12 protein-coding genes are annotated in these 15,020 nt (G+C 59.8%); 6 read left to right on the forward strand and 6 right to left on the reverse strand.

Going from position 1 to position 15,020, the window contains the following annotated elements:
- Positions 1-97: 97 nt before the first annotated feature.
- From AC07N4_RS21860 to guaA, 4 genes are all read left to right on the forward strand, one after another.
- The gene (locus AC07N4_RS21860) at positions 98-865 is read left to right on the forward strand and encodes a sulfite exporter TauE/SafE family protein (protein WP_096818578.1); all 768 of its coding nucleotides are present in this window, start codon (positions 98-100) and stop codon (positions 863-865) included.
- 73 nt (positions 866-938) lie between these two features.
- On the forward strand, positions 939-1,487 hold the full coding sequence (locus tag AC07N4_RS21865; protein WP_096818577.1) for a sugar ABC transporter ATPase: 549 nt from the start codon (positions 939-941) through the stop codon (positions 1,485-1,487).
- 115 nt (positions 1,488-1,602) lie between these two features.
- Positions 1,603-3,072 carry an IMP dehydrogenase gene (guaB, locus tag AC07N4_RS21870; RefSeq protein ID WP_085709413.1) on the forward strand — a complete coding sequence of 490 codons (1,470 nt, stop codon included), beginning with the start codon at positions 1,603-1,605 and terminating at the stop codon, positions 3,070-3,072.
- Positions 3,073-3,171: 99 nt separating this feature from the next.
- Positions 3,172-4,749, forward strand: coding sequence for a glutamine-hydrolyzing GMP synthase (guaA, locus tag AC07N4_RS21875; RefSeq protein ID WP_096818575.1), 1,578 nt, complete (start codon positions 3,172-3,174; stop codon positions 4,747-4,749).
- Positions 4,750-4,846: 97 nt separating this feature from the next.
- Here the strand turns inward: guaA and AC07N4_RS21880 are convergent, their stop codons facing one another.
- Positions 4,847-9,151 (reverse strand): membrane-targeted effector domain-containing toxin, encoded by a 4,305-nt coding sequence (locus tag AC07N4_RS21880; protein WP_495077482.1) that lies wholly within the window; start codon positions 9,149-9,151, stop codon positions 4,847-4,849.
- 291 nt (positions 9,152-9,442) lie between these two features.
- On the opposite strand from AC07N4_RS21880, the gene AC07N4_RS21885 reads away from it, so the two are divergent.
- Together AC07N4_RS21885 and tadA are read left to right on the forward strand one after the other, a co-directional pair.
- Positions 9,443-10,819 (forward strand): multicopper oxidase family protein, encoded by a 1,377-nt coding sequence (locus tag AC07N4_RS21885; protein WP_025109201.1) that lies wholly within the window; start codon positions 9,443-9,445, stop codon positions 10,817-10,819.
- Entirely contained in the window at positions 10,819-11,316 is a 498-nt protein-coding gene (gene tadA / locus AC07N4_RS21890; protein ID WP_096818572.1) for a tRNA adenosine(34) deaminase TadA, read from the forward strand. The genes AC07N4_RS21885 and tadA overlap by 1 nt, the downstream gene beginning before the upstream one ends.
- Positions 11,317-11,375: 59 nt before the next feature.
- Here tadA and cmoB read toward each other — a convergent pair whose 3' ends face one another.
- From cmoB to AC07N4_RS21915, 5 genes are all read right to left on the reverse strand, one after another.
- Positions 11,376-12,332 (reverse strand): tRNA 5-methoxyuridine(34)/uridine 5-oxyacetic acid(34) synthase CmoB, encoded by a 957-nt coding sequence (gene cmoB / locus AC07N4_RS21895; RefSeq protein ID WP_493066052.1) that lies wholly within the window; start codon positions 12,330-12,332, stop codon positions 11,376-11,378.
- Positions 12,329-13,036 carry a carboxy-S-adenosyl-L-methionine synthase CmoA gene (gene cmoA / locus AC07N4_RS21900; protein WP_219737186.1) on the reverse strand — a complete coding sequence of 236 codons (708 nt, stop codon included), beginning with the start codon at positions 13,034-13,036 and terminating at the stop codon, positions 12,329-12,331. Before cmoA ends, cmoB begins: the two co-directional genes overlap by 4 nt.
- Before the next feature lie 205 nt (positions 13,037-13,241).
- On the reverse strand, positions 13,242-13,724 hold the full coding sequence (locus tag AC07N4_RS21905; RefSeq protein WP_102620812.1) for a hypothetical protein: 483 nt from the start codon (positions 13,722-13,724) through the stop codon (positions 13,242-13,244).
- 132 nt (positions 13,725-13,856) lie between these two features.
- The gene (locus AC07N4_RS21910) at positions 13,857-14,492 is read right to left on the reverse strand and encodes a lysoplasmalogenase (RefSeq protein ID WP_173861346.1); all 636 of its coding nucleotides are present in this window, start codon (positions 14,490-14,492) and stop codon (positions 13,857-13,859) included.
- A gap of 2 nt (positions 14,493-14,494) precedes the next feature.
- Positions 14,495-14,887, reverse strand: a complete 393-nt coding sequence (locus AC07N4_RS21915) for a protease inhibitor I42 family protein (RefSeq protein WP_102620810.1) — start codon at positions 14,885-14,887, stop codon at positions 14,495-14,497.
- Positions 14,888-15,020 lie beyond the last annotated feature (133 nt).

Genomic DNA, 15,020 nt, shown 5'->3' on the forward strand with positions numbered 1-15,020 from the left:
ACATGCCTTTTCGAGATGGCTTGGCGGTTTCGATGATATTAGTCGCAACCCTCGGCGCTGGCTAAAGTCATCGCAGGCTTATATAGGAAGCGAGCGAATGAGTGTGGCGGGGTTGTTGAGCGAATGGTCGTGGGGCGTGCAGGGCTGGGTGGTGATCGGACTGGCAATCGCGCTGGCCTACATCGTGTTCGGCATTGCCGGTTTCGGTACGGCGCTGGTGGCGGGGCCGATCCTGATTCTGTTCATGCCGTTGTCGAAGATCGTGCCGTTGCTGGTGCTGCTGGATTTCGTCGCTGCGTTCGGCAATCTGCTGCCGTCGCGGCGCGATGTGGCGAAACCGGAATTGCTGCGGCTGCTGCCGTGCATGGCGGTGGGTTGCACGCTGGGGGTGATTTTCCTGCTTAACCTCAAGTCCGACCTGTTGTTGCTGTTGATGGGGCTGTTCATCAGTGCCTACGCGGTTTACAGCTTGTGGATCAAGGCCCGGCCGGCGCAGTTGTCCGCGATGTGGGCGTTGCCGATGGGCACGGTGGGCGGGCTGTTCGGGGCGTTGTTCGGCAGTGGCGGCTTTCTTTATGCGATCTACCTCAACAGCCGACTGCCCAAGGACGCGGCCCGGGCCACGCAAAGTGCGCTGATCAGTTGCAGCACGGTGGTGCGTTTGAGCCTGTTCGCCATCGCCGGGGTGTATGCCGAGCTACCCTTGTTGATGCTCGCGTTGTGTCTGTTGCCGGCCATGGCGCTGGGACTGTGGATTGGACGGCGGCTGACCATGCGCTTGTCCCGCGAGGCCTTCGTGCGGCTGGTGACCTGGCTGGTGCTGGCGAGCGGTCTGGCGCTGATCGGCCGCTATTTAAGCACTTGACCGGATTGTCTCAGGGATTAAGCTGCCGGCCGCGTTCGTCGCAGAACATCCTTTGACGCAGCAGGCTTGCACCATGAATTCCCAAAGCATCATCGTCCCGAAAATCTCCAACCTGCCGGTGCACGAACCCCGGGCCCGGGCGATCCTGCGCTGGCTGGTGCGCAAGAACATCATCAAGGAAGAGCTGAGCACCTGCGGGCGCACCGGCAATCGCATGGCCTACGCCATCGCCGATGGCGCCCGCGCGGTGGTGCTGCATCCCGAGGCGCTGCCGTTCGGTGAGCCGATCAATGGTCTGGAGGTCGTCACCAAGCGCTGCATCTACACCCCGGCCAAGGGCTTTCTCGAAGAAGCCGGTTGTGCCGAGTGTCGCCAGGAAATCGGCGAAGCGCTGTTCGAAAGCCTGGAAGACTGGATGCCGGGTCGCACCGACAACTTCACCTGCCCCGAGTGCGGGCATGAAGATGACATCAACGGTTTTCTGTATTTGCAGGAGTGCGGGTTTTCCAACCTCGGTTTCATCTTCAACAACTGGCTGGAGGCGGGGTTCAAGCAGAGTTTCATCGACGAATTCGCCGACTGGCTGGATCAACCGGTGAGCTGGGTCAAGGTCGAGTTGTAGGGTGCGCTTTTCCCGTACATCAGCAACATTGATATAAGACAAGTTTTACATTGAACCCGAAGGGGTGTCTGACTATAATGGCGCGCTTCCATTTTCCCGCTCGGGAGCCCCCGCGATGCTGCGTATCAGCCAAGAAGCTCTGACCTTCGACGACATTCTTTTAGTGCCTGGTTATTCCGAGGTGCTTCCTAACGAAGTCAGTCTCAAGACCCGCCTCACCCGTGGCATCGAACTGAATATTCCTCTGGTTTCTGCCGCCATGGACACCGTTACTGAAGCCCGTCTGGCAATCGCCATGGCTCAGGAAGGTGGCATCGGCATTATCCACAAGAACATGACCATCGAGCAGCAAGCTGCCGAAGTCCGCAAGGTCAAGAAGTTCGAAGCCGGTGTGGTCAAGGACCCAATCACCATCGAGGCTGACGCCACGGTTCGTGATCTGTTCGAACTGACCCGCATGCACAACATTTCCGGCGTTCCGGTGCTGCACGATGGCGACCTGGTCGGCATCGTCACTTCCCGTGACGTGCGTTTCGAAACTCGTCTGGAAGCCACCGTTCGTGAAGTGATGACGCCTAAAGAGCGTCTGGTCACTGTTCGCGAAGGCGCCAACAAGAACGAAGTCCGCGAGTTGCTGCACAAGCACCGTCTGGAAAAAGTCCTGATCGTCGACGACAAGTTTGCCCTCAAAGGCATGATGACCGTCAAAGACATCGAAAAAGCCAAGGCTTACCCGCTGGCCAGCAAGGACGACCAAGGTCGTCTGCGTGTCGGCGCTGCGGTCGGTACCGGTAAAGACACCGGTGACCGCGTTGCCGCGCTGGTCAATGCCGGTGTGGACGTGGTGGTGGTCGATACCGCTCACGGTCACTCCAAAGGCGTGATCGACCGCGTTCGCTGGGTCAAGGAGAATTTCCCTGAAGTGCAGGTGATCGGCGGCAACATCGCCACCGGCGCAGCCGCCAAGGCCCTGGCCGAGGCTGGCGCCGACGCCGTCAAGGTCGGTATCGGCCCTGGCTCGATCTGCACCACCCGTATCGTCGCCGGTGTCGGCGTTCCGCAAATCAGTGCCATCGCCAACGTCGCCGCTGCCCTTGAAGGCACCGGTGTTCCGTTGATCGCCGACGGCGGCATCCGTTTCTCCGGTGACCTGTCCAAGGCCATCGTTGCCGGTGCTTCCTGCGTGATGATGGGCTCGATGTTCGCCGGTACCGAAGAAGCGCCGGGCGAGATCGAACTGTTCCAGGGCCGTTCGTACAAGGCTTATCGCGGCATGGGTTCGCTGGGCGCCATGTCCCAGGCTCAAGGTTCCTCCGACCGTTACTTCCAGGACTCCTCGGCAGGCGCCGAGAAACTCGTTCCGGAAGGCATCGAAGGCCGTGTTCCTTACAAGGGCACCCTGAGCGCGATCATTCACCAGTTGATGGGCGGTCTGCGTTCCTCGATGGGTTACACCGGCAGCGCCAACATCGAAGAAATGCGCACCAAGCCTGAGTTCGTGCGGATCACCGGTGCCGGCATGGCCGAATCCCATGTTCACGACGTGCAGATCACCAAAGAAGCGCCAAACTACCGCGTAGGTTGAGGCTTCAAGCAAAACGTTAAATGACCGGGGCTGTTTTATTCAGCCCCGAGTCGTTTCTGAATCAAGACTGTTTCTGAATTACTTAGACGAGACTGAATCATGGCCCTCGACATTCACGCTCACCGCATCCTGATCCTCGACTTCGGTTCGCAGTACACCCAACTGATCGCTCGCCGCGTGCGCGAGATCGGCGTGTACTGCGAACTGCATCCGTTCGACATGGACGAGGAAGCCATTCGCCAATTCGCGCCAAAAGGCGTGATCCTCGCCGGCGGCCCCGAGTCCGTGCACGAAGCCAACAGCCCGCGCTGCCCGCAAGCGGTGTTCGACCTGGGTGTACCGGTCTTCGGTATCTGCTACGGCATGCAGACCATGGCCGAGCAACTGGGTGGCAAGGTTGAAGGTTCCGAGCTGCGTGAGTTCGGTTATGCCCGCGTTGACGTGGTCGGCAAGAGCCGCCTGCTCGACGGCATCGAAGATCACATCGACGCCGACGGCCTGTTCGGCCTCGACGTATGGATGAGCCACGGTGACAAGGTCACCAAGATGCCGGAAGACTTCCACATCCTGGCCAGCACCCCGAGCTGCCCGATCGCCGGCATGTTCAACGACGAGCGCGCTTACTACGGCGTGCAGTTCCACCCGGAAGTGACCCACACCAAGCAGGGCGGTCGCATCCTGTCGCGCTTCATCCTCGACATCTGCGGTTGCGAAGCGCTGTGGACCCCGTCGAAGATTGCCGAAGACGCCATCGCCAACATCCGCGCACAGGTCGGTACCGACAACGTGCTGCTGGGTCTGTCCGGCGGTGTGGACTCCTCGGTGGTTGCGGCGCTGCTGCACAAGGCCATCGGCGATCAACTGACTTGCGTATTCGTCGACAACGGCCTGCTGCGTCTGCATGAAGGCGAGCAAGTGATGGCCATGTTCGCCGAGAACATGGGCGTCAAGGTGATCCGCGCCAACGCTGAAGACCAGTTCCTGAACAACCTGGCCGGCGAAGCCGATCCGGAGAAGAAGCGCAAGATCATCGGTCGCACCTTCATCGACGTGTTCGATGCCGAATCCTGCAAGCTGGACAACATCAAGTACCTGGCTCAGGGCACCATCTACCCGGACGTGATCGAGTCGGCTGGCGCGAAAAGCGGCAAGGCTCACGTGATCAAGTCGCACCACAACGTGGGCGGCCTGCCGGAAGAGATGAACCTGAAACTGGTCGAGCCACTGCGCGAACTGTTCAAGGACGAAGTCCGTCGTCTGGGCCTGGAACTGGGCCTGCCGTACGACATGGTCTACCGTCACCCGTTCCCGGGCCCGGGCCTGGGTGTGCGGATCCTCGGTGAAGTGAAGAAGGAATACGCCGACCTGCTGCGTCGCGCCGACCACATCTTCATCGAAGAACTGCGCAAGGCCGACTGGTATCACAAGGTCAGCCAGGCATTCGTGGTGTTCCAACCGGTGAAATCGGTTGGCGTGGTTGGCGATGGCCGCCGTTACGCCTGGGTCGTGGCCCTGCGTGCCGTGGAAACCATCGACTTCATGACCGCGCGTTGGGCACATCTGCCTTACGAACTGCTGGAAACCGTCTCCGGCCGCATCATCAATGAAATCGAAGGCATTTCGCGCGTTACTTATGACGTGTCGAGCAAGCCACCGGCGACCATTGAGTGGGAATGATCCCGCGCAAGCCATGATGGCTTGAAGCCGGATCAACAAAAAGCCGCGTGAAACAATGTTTCACGCGGCTTTTCTGTTTCTGGCGATCAGACGTCGATTACAACGGCTTGGACCAGCCGGCCAGTTTCATGCCTCGTTCATCGAGGGCCTTCAGCAGCGCCTGGAGATTGGCGAAGCGTTTTTCATGCACGGTGGGCCATTCGGGCCGTTCAATGAATACGCGGTCGGATTCGAAGCGAATATCAGTTTCCACGATCAGGTTGGTGCGGCTGCGATGAACCAGGAGTGTGTTGCGCAGTTTCTTGGTCAAGGTATACATGCCAGGTCGGGAAAGTAACTGTTCAATCTCTGAGTTCGTCCGCGCATACCACGGCGTTTCGACTTGCAGGCGCAGGTCGCCTTTGACGAGCGCCTCATTCTTGCCCATTTGATCGCCGAGACTTTTACCGGGATCCGCTTCGATACCACCGGACTGACCTTCAGCGATATCTTCGGCGCGCAGACCGACGGCGCCTTCCAGCTCACTGACACCGGCAACGCCTTCAAAGGTGTTGGAGTGGGAATTTCCCACCAGCGCCACCCAGTTATTCGGCCCGCGAGCGGTTTGGTCGGCCTCGATCACGGTGTGCGCGTAGAAGTTCATCATTCTCTGTCGGGCAGACAGGTCAGCGGTTTTCATCCCCTCAACCCGGTAACTGGCCAGGCAATCGATGGCCTGAACGCGTATTCCTTTGCGGTTGGCTTCCTTGACCAGATTGAGAAAGGTGTAGCGTTGCAGCGGATCGGTCATGTGACCGCTGTCGAGCTGAATCAGGTAGTTCTCCAGATCCCGCGGCATGACCGACGTCCTGGCGTAGTTGTCCAGTGCGGCTTGATGGAAGTCCGTGAGCAGGTGCTCGGAGTAGAGGGTCTTCACACCCTTGTTGGCCAGGGTTTGCATATTGTCGATCAGCCATTGCTTGCTGCCGACACCGGCATGACTCTCGCCTATGACCAGCCCACGAAATTCTGCGAATACCCGCTCGATGAATGTTTGCCCCGACAGTCCTGCTGTCAGCGAATCCATCGACGGACGCACCGGCAGGCGCAATTCGGCATAGAAGCGCACGGCCGCCTCGTGCAGTTGCCCTCGCAGCGTCTTGAAAGTGTCGAGAGGCGAGTTGCCGCTCCATGACTTGAAGGCGTCGCCCAGCAGATGGCTGTCGTTGCCCCGGGCAACATTTTTCAGTTCCGCCCGCGCCTGCACCGGAATCTCATACAGCGAGGTAAAGCGAGGTGGATCCTTGACCATCAAATCCGGGGCGGGCGGCGCTTCGGTCACCGGGATGGACGGTTGAGTGTCCGGCAACTGACCGGGCGTGGCGGTTGGGTCAATACGCACGCGTACCTGTGTGAGACCTTCATGTTCAATGGCTTCCAGCAATTCATGCAGGCTGTCGAAGTGACGTCCGCTGACGGCTGACCACTTAGGCCGGAGGATGGAGAAACCGGCGGTGTCCTGCTGGATTGGCGTGCGCACCAGGCTGCCATCGCCGCTTCGGTGAACAAGGGTGGAAGGCTCCTGCACCATGAACATGCCAGGCTTGGGCAACGCCTCCTCCAGTGAGCGAGCGGTTGCCGTCGGTGGCGGGGCGACCAGTTGCAGGCGCAGGTCACTTTTCAACTCGTCCAAGGGACGTCCCAGGATGTCCTTGATCTTTTTTCCCGGGTCGGTGGTCAGTCCCTGAGTCTGACCGAGCGCGCTTTCCTCGACACGCAGTGCGACCGTTCCTTCCAGCTCACTCAGCCCGGCGACCGTGTCGAAGCGGCTGGCACGAGCCTCATCGACCAGAGCTATCCAGCGATGAGAACCCCGCGCGGCCTGGTCAGCCTGAATCACGGTGTCCGAGTAGTAGTTCATCATTTTCCGGCTGCTGGCCTCGGTTGTGCCCTCCATCCGTGGGAAACGCCCGCTGGCCATGCTGTCGATGGCTTGCACGCGGATGTGGTTTTTCTGTGCGTTTTTTACCAGTTCGGTGTAGGAGTGCGGTCCGGCCGGATCGGTCTTGAACCGAACGTCCAAAGTCTTCAGATATCGTTCGAGGGCGGGCGGCATCTTGCCGGTCTGATGGAGAACATCCAGATCCGTTTGATGGAAGTCCGTGAGCAAGTGATCCAGGTAAAGGGTTCTGACTTTTTGCTTGTTCAGTGCCTTGAGGTTCTCGACCAGTAGCTTTCGGGCACCGATCACCGAGCTGTCCTGACCGATCACCAGACCGGTGCCGTCCTTGAACAGACGCTTGGTCATTTCAGTGAACGGTGTCGTGGGTTTGAAGGCTGGAACCAGCGGCCGCGGCGGGAACTCGGCGCTGGCATAGGCGCCGATGGCATCGTCGTACAGGCCGCGACGCAAGGTTTTGAAGTCTTGGTAGAGGCGGTCGCTGCTGTCCTGAGGATCCAGGGGGAAATCGTCCACCTGCGCTTCGGCAACAGGTTGCAACGCCGGCCGTGAGGTCTGCGGGACGTCATACGCCAGCGGCTGCACCTCCACTTCGGGCAGCGGGTCGGCGGTGTGTCCGAAGGGCCACTTGCCGAAAATCTTCATGCCGCCCTTGAGGCCAGGGCGGGCAACGGGTTCCCATCTGAGTGCTTCGTTCAAACGGACCGGGACATTGCGGTAAAACGAGAAAGGATTGGCGGGATCGACAATCACCCAGCCGCGTAGTTGCTCGACATAGCGCACCTGGTAAAAGCCGTCTCTCCCCACGCGGCGCATGTAAATGTACCGTTTGCCCGACGCGGCCAGGATGATCTCCTGCAATTTGGGATCGCCGGTTTCGACGCGGGTGCCCTCCGTGATCTCAGTCTTGAATGAGGCGAGAAAATCCTCTGGCTGCGCGGGCAGGATACGTGTCGGGGCGATCTCCTCCAGCGGGGGCAGAGAGGGACGGGCAAGCACCGCTTCGGCGAGTTTTTCTTCCGGTTCGAAGACCGTACTGGCCTCGACTATTTCTGGCAGACGGCCACTGCCCTTGAGGAAGGTGGCGTTGAACAGGGTATCGATTGTCGCGAAGATGGCGCCCGTCACGGCAGCCTTGCGCTCGCCGGGTGTCTTGCCATTGACCGCCTGATCAATCTGCAGCCCGACGTTGGCAATGCCGGCACCCACGACAGCCAGCGCCACGGGCCAGCCGACAGCGGCCATCGGGCCGAACATGCGACCGAAAGCATTCAGATAGCCGACCCACAGTTTTTTCCGCAGATCGCCATTGGTGTGCATCATGAATGTGGCGTCGCTGATCATTCGGGTGTGCGTGGCATTGGCGAGGAAGGTGAAGGCATCGTTCTTGAGCGTGTCGCTCGTGTGTTCGATCAGAAAGTGATCGGCGCAGTCCCAGGTGCTGACCAATAGATCCAGGACATGATTGAGTCCGACGTTTTCGACATGCGGTGGGCGGAATATCTCGACGACCAGATTAACCCCGGGATTCAAGACCGAGAGCCAGCTCGATTTCGCGGCATCGCGCCATGAGGTGTCTTCCATGACATCGTGGTCGGCCACCTGAAAGTGCGCGAGGAAACGTTTGCGGTCTGCCGGTTTTCGGGTTTGCGACAGCACCCACCAATGCAGGTCCCTGGCCGTCTCGAAGGCGTGCAGACCCCACACTTCCCCCGGGGTGTAAAGGATCTTGCGGCCATTGCCGTCGGCGATGCACAGGATATCGGTCGCCACGTAACCGCCGACTTTCAGCAGGCTGAGACTCATCCCCTTGGCGGGTGCCGCATCCTCTTCCAGCATCTGCAGCGTGACGGGCCAGCTCACATTGCCGGCGATGGCCTTGATCACGGTTCGGAAGTTATCGTCCGACAACCGGCCTCCCTCGCGATCCTCCATGGCCTGGGCGAGAAAGGTGCACTTGGCCAGGCTGCGGAATGTGCGGGTGTGCTTTTTCCAGAACGAGGCGACCTTCTGATTGAAAAGATCGGCAAAGTTGATCGCCCAGAAATCCTTCAACACCTCGTTGCCATGCAGCCGCACTTCATTGGTCTCGTCGAAGTCCTCGACGTCCGGCCCGGCCGTGTAGAAGCCTCCGTCGACGTCCAGCATGTCGGAGTTGTCCTGGTCACCGACGCGGAAACGCTGGATCACCAGTTGCGGCAACGTCATGGACTCGGTTGGCCTGGCGCCATGGTGTTCCCACCCCGTGAAGGCTTTCCAGCTGCTGCTGGAGTACTTGAAGCGGTGCCAGTAAACCTGTTCGGGATCCAGATGATTCACACCGTGTTTGAGCAGGATTTCTCTGGCGACATCGCAGGCCATTTCGTACATGTCGGGACATGCCTGAACCAGGGCGGGCACGAGGTTCTTGAGTGCCAGTTTGTCGGCAACGTTGGGTAATGCAGTGTTTTCAGATGTGTCCACGGTCTTTCCTTGAGGGTGGTACGGATAGGGCCCGGATCATTTCAGGTGACGTAGGACGGGTCTGTCGGCAGTTGGGTGTATCAAGTGTCGGAACAATAGGCATGACGTATGGGAAATCGATCGGGCCAGGGTACGAAAGCTCTGGGAGATGGGCGCTTGAGTCCCGTTTGACCTCTTGAGGAACTGCGGCCAGTCGCCGCGCTGCCCTTACTGTTTCTCATCTGCAGGTGTATCGTATTCGCCCTTTACGGGCCTGCGGGCCTGCCGCAGATACGTGAGGTAGTTGAGTTCATGTCCTTTACCCGTCGCCAAATCCTCGGTGGCCTGGCCGGTCTTGTTGTCGTTGGTGTGGGCGCGGGGGGCGCGTCGCGTTACTGGCTGGGCAAAATGGCCGATGCCGACGCGGGTCATGACTACGAGTTGATCGCTGCGCCACTGGACGTCGAGCTGGTGCCAGGGCACAAGACCGAAGCCTGGGCGTTCGGCCCGTCGGCGCCGGGCACCGAGTTGCGTGTGCGTCAGGGTGAGTGGCTGCGTGTGCGTTTCATCAACCATCTGCCGGTCGCGACGACCATTCACTGGCACGGCATTCGCCTGCCGCTGGAAATGGACGGTGTGCCATACGTCTCGCAATTGCCGGTACTGCCGGGCGAATACTTCGATTACAAATTCCGCGTGCCGGATGCCGGCAGCTATTGGTATCACCCGCACGTCAGCAGCAGCGAGGAACTCGGTCGCGGGTTGGTCGGGCCGTTGATTGTCGAAGAGCGCGAACCGACCGGATTCAAATACGAAAAAACCCTGAGCCTGAAAAACTGGCACATCGACGACGAGGGCAACTTCGTCGAGTTCAGCATTCCGCGCGAAGCGGCCCGTGGCGGTACGGCGGGGCGGCTGTCGACCATCAACGGTGTGCCTGCGCCGGTCATCGAGCTGCCGGCCGGGCAGATCACCCGGGTGCGCCTGCTCAATCTCGACAACACCCTGACCTATCGCATCAATATTCCCGGTGTCGAAGCGCAGATCTATGCGCTGGACGGCAACCCGGTCGAGCCGCGGCCGTTGGGCAAGGAATACTGGCTCGGCCCGGGCATGCGCATCTGCCTGGCGATCAAGGCACCGCCGGCCGGTGAGGAACTGTCGCTGCGCAACGGCCCGGTGCGTCTGGGTACTCTGCGTTCGGTGGCCAACAATGACGCGCCGACCGACTGGCCGAAGGCATTACCCGCCAACCCGGTCGCCGAGCCGGACCTGGCCAATGCCGAGAAACTCAACTTCAATTTCGAATGGGTCGGTTCGGTGTCGGTGAATGTCGACAACGGCAAGCCGCCGAGCCTGTGGCAGATCAACGGCAAGGCCTGGGACATCACCGACAAGACCTGCGCCGACCGGCCGATTGCCAGCCTGAAACTGGGCCAGAGCTATATTTTCGAATTGAAGAACATGACCCAGTACCAGCACCCGATTCACCTGCACGGCATGAGCTTCAAGGTGATTGCGTCGAACCGGCACAAGATCGTGCCGTACTTCACCGACACTTATCTGCTGGGCAAGAACGAGCGCGCACAAGTGGCGCTGGTGGCGGATAACCCGGGTGTGTGGATGTTCCACTGCCACGTGATCGACCACATGGAAACCGGCCTGATGGCCGCCATCGAGGTGAAGTGATGCGCCAGATTCGCCCCGCGGCGATCATCGACCGCAGCCGTGACCGCGATTTCATGCGTGAAGCATTGGCGTTGGCCGCCCAAGGCGCGGCCCTCGGCGAAGTGCCGGTGGGCGCGGTGCTGGTGCAGGATGGCGAGATCATCGGTCGTGGCTTCAACTGCCCGATCACGGGGAGCGATCCGAGCGCGCATGCGGAGATGGTTGCTATCCGTGCTGCCGCTCAGGCAGTCAGCAATTATCGCCTGCCGGGCAGCACGCTCTACGTGACGCTGGAACCGTGCAGCATGTGCGCCGGGCTGATCGTGCATTCACGGATTGCGCGGGTGGTGTACGGCGCGCTGGAGCCCAAGGCCGGGATTGTGCAGAGCCAGGGGCAGTTCTTCACTCAGGGCTTTCTCAACCATCGAGTGCTGTATGAAGGCGGGGTGTTGGCGGAAGAGTGCGGGGCGGTGCTGACTGAGTTCTTCAGGGCGCGACGCGCGAAACCTGCAGACTGAATAAAAAACTGTGGGAACGAGCATGCCCACTCCCACAGTTTTTTTAGTGTTCGGAAGATTTACTTCTTCGCGACGATTACGGCCCGCATCGGCGCCGGCAACCCTTCGATCGTCTTGCTGTGATCTTCCGGATCAAGGAAATCGCTCAGCGACTGATACTTCATCCACTCGGTCCCACGCTGCTCTTCAACAGTGGTGGTGCTCACGTCCACGCATTTCACATCCGTAAACCCGGCACGGCGCAACCACAGTTCCAGCGCTGGCACGGACGGCAGGAACCACACGTTGCGCATCTGCGCATAACGGTCTTCCGGCACCAGCACCTGATGCTTGTCACCTTCGACCACCAGCGTTTCCAGCACCAGCTCGCCACCCTTGACCAGGCAATCCTTCAGCGCCAGCAAATGCTCGATCGGCGAACGACGGTGATAGAACACGCCCATGGAAAACACCGTGTCGAAGCCTTCCAGATTCGGCGGCAGGTCTTCAAACGGGAACGGCAAGTGCCAGGCATTCGGCTCTGACAGATAACGCTGCACCGCCTGGAACTGGCAGAAGAACAGCCAATTCGGATCGACGCCGATCACGCTGTCGGCGCCGGCACCGAGCATGCGCCACATGTAATAGCCGTTACCGCAACCGACATCGAGGATGCGTTTGCCCTTCAGATCGAGATGCGGAGCGACTCGCGACCACTTCCAGTCCGAGCGCCATTCGGTGTCGACGTGCACGCCAAACAGATTGAACGGCCCTTTGCGCCACGGCGACAGGCCCATCAGCGCGGTGCGCATCTGCGCGCGGGTTTCGTCGTCGCAATCGGTGTCCAGCTTCAGGCCATCGAGCAGGTCGACTTCGGTCGGCTGGATCTTCGGCAAGGCGTCCAGCGCACTCTGCCAGCGCTCCAGATCGCCGTGACCCTTTTCCATTTTCTTGTCGAGCTGTGCTTGCAGGGTGTTGGCCCATTCGGCCAGCGGCGAGCCGGCCAGACGGCGGGCGAGGGGGGACAGATCAATCATGGCAAGGCAATCAACGAGGCAAAGTTAAGACACTGGAACCACGGCACGACTTTCGAGAACCCGGCGGCCAGCAGGCGTTCGCGGTGTTCTTCGAGGCTGTCGGGCTTCATGACGTTTTCGATGGCGCTGCGCTTCTGGGCGATTTCCAGTTCGCTGTAGCCGTTGGCGCGTTTGAACGCGACGTGCAGGTCGGTCAGCAGCGCGTGTTCCTCGGCATCGTTGAAGCGCAGCTTCTCCGACAGGATCAGCGCGCCGCCCGGCAGCAACGATTGGCGAATGCGCGACAGCAACGCCGTACGCTGCTCCGGGGCGATGAATTGCAGGGTGAAGTTCAGCGCCACCACCGAGGCCGGTTTGAAGTCGAGGGCGAGGATATCGCCTTCAATCACCTCGACCGGTAGTAACTCCTGGAACATCGAATCCTGACCGTTGAGGTATTCACGGCAGCGCTCAACCATCGCTGCCGAGTTATCCACCGCGATCACCCGGCAACCGTCTGTGCGTACATGTCGGCGCAGGGCCTGAGTCACGGCACCCAGCGAAGCGCCGAGGTCGTAGAGCACGCTGTTTGGCTGAGCGAACTGCGCCGCAAGCACGCCGAGGTTCTCGACGATGGTCGGGTAGCCCGGCACCGAACGCTTGATCATGTCCGGGAACACCCGCACCACGTCTTCGTTGAAGGCGAAGTCAGGCACCTGGGCCATCGGCTGGGCGAAAATGCGATCGGGTTCTTTGCTCACGGCGGTTCCGGCGGTGTCGATGAAAAGGCCGGCATTTTAGCCAAAGTAGCGCGCGGGTGCTTGGGTGTCTGATAAAACGAGGGGATGGCGAAGCGTGATGACTCAAAAAAATGATTGGGTGGCCAAACAACGGATAAAGATGTTTGGCCACTCAGGATTCAAGCGTGAATCATTTGTCGTTGAACAGGACGATAAAGACCGATTTGCCGGTGATCTTGAGCTCCTCTGTCCTACTGTCTTCACCCTTGAAATCAAAATCGAGTTCTAAATGCAGCTTGTCTGTACTGTTTTCCACGACCTCCAACGTCAGGGAACCGCTTTTGGCGTGATACTGATATGAAGTCGTGAAGTTCTCATTTTCACCCGTCTCAAAATAGTAAAGGGAGGGGAATTTTGGATCTGTCGCTGAGTACTGGCCGGTCGGGGTATCTTTATCCAATACAAGCACGATGCCTTTTTTGTTTCGCTCGGAGTAATCGCCAGTATTGGCCCGTGAAGCGAACACAACATTGTTGCTGTGTTCGTCAGCCTCGAACTGAACAACCTGAGTACTAAGATCTACTCGGTTGGAAACCGTTGCAGTGGTTTCTGCGCTGACAGTAATGAAACGCTGAGCAGCGCCCCGTTTTTTGTTGCTTTGAAAAAAGCTCATGTTGTTCTTCCTTGGGTTAGAGAGGTGGTTGATGACGCCACTCGAATCCTAATTCCGCAGGAGGAGGCGGGGGTACTGTCAGATATGACAGTTTTTAAGAGCTTTTAGCGATAGATGAAAGCAGCGTTCTCATCATTTTGATTTCTGATTGAATGCCGACGCTGCAATCCCCCACTGCCCCAGCCAGTAACTGAGGATGATGATGTAGGGCGCTGCGTTGAACGGTGAGACAAACCGGTTGATGCCGATCACGCTGTCGGAGAACACGAACGCTACCGCGCCGCCAGCCGCCAGCAGCGCCGAACGTTGCGGTACGCCGCTGCCGAGTCGGGCCAGTGCGCGCCAGAGCATGGCGCTGATGGCTGTTCCGTAAACGATCACCGGTACGGTCAACGGACCGAGTCCGCTGCCGATCAATATGCCCAACAGCACGGCGCCGACGCTGAGCGCCAGGATCAGCGGGAGCAGGGCCAAGCGTCGGCAATCGCTGAGGTAAGCCTTGAGATACGCCAGATGCGCGACCAGAAACGCACCGAGGCCGAACACGAACAGATCCCCCGGCCACGCCAGCAACACATCGCCGATCAACGAGAAAATCAGACCGAGGCTGATCCAGCGGCGATAGTCGCTGGGCGGCGCATCGTGCAGCCAGCCGAGCAGGGCCAGTACCGGCAACGGTTTGACCAGCAGGCAAAGCAACGCCGCATGGGTGCTGACGCCATAGAGAAAGGTCACTGCGCCCATCAGCGCGAGGATCAGCCAGCCCACGGTCAGTTCACCGAGATCGCGCAGTCAAAGGTTTCCACCGGCTCGACTTCAGGTTCCCAGGGTTGCTGCGACGTCAGGCGCAAGCGCCCGGTGCCGGGAGCAAAGGCCTGGAAGCGCCAGGTGGAGAAACCGCCCGCGCCGACCATGCCGGAATCTTTCGGACTGCTGTAAACCTCGGGGCTCAGCGCATGCAGCACGCCGCCGGCCGAGTCTTGAATGGCCCAGCGGTAGCCGGTGGTCGGGTTGCTCGGGAGCATGACGATCAGGTTTTGCCCGTTGGTCAGCCGTACCGGGCATTCGCTCTGTTTTTCCACGGTCACGTTGGTTTTCGGTTGCGTGGCGCAGGCTGCCAGCAGGGCGAGGGACAGGGGGACAAACAGGCGAAGGGGGGACATGGATTCAGTGGCTCCGGCGTTGGCGACGAACGGCGAGCATAACTGAAGATGAGACAAAGTGTGACAACGCCAAGCTTGGCGTGATCGTTCCCACGCTCCGCGTGGGAATGCATCCTGTGACGCTCCGCGTCAC

The organism is Pseudomonas sp. GW821-FHT09E04 (assembly GCF_059416185.1).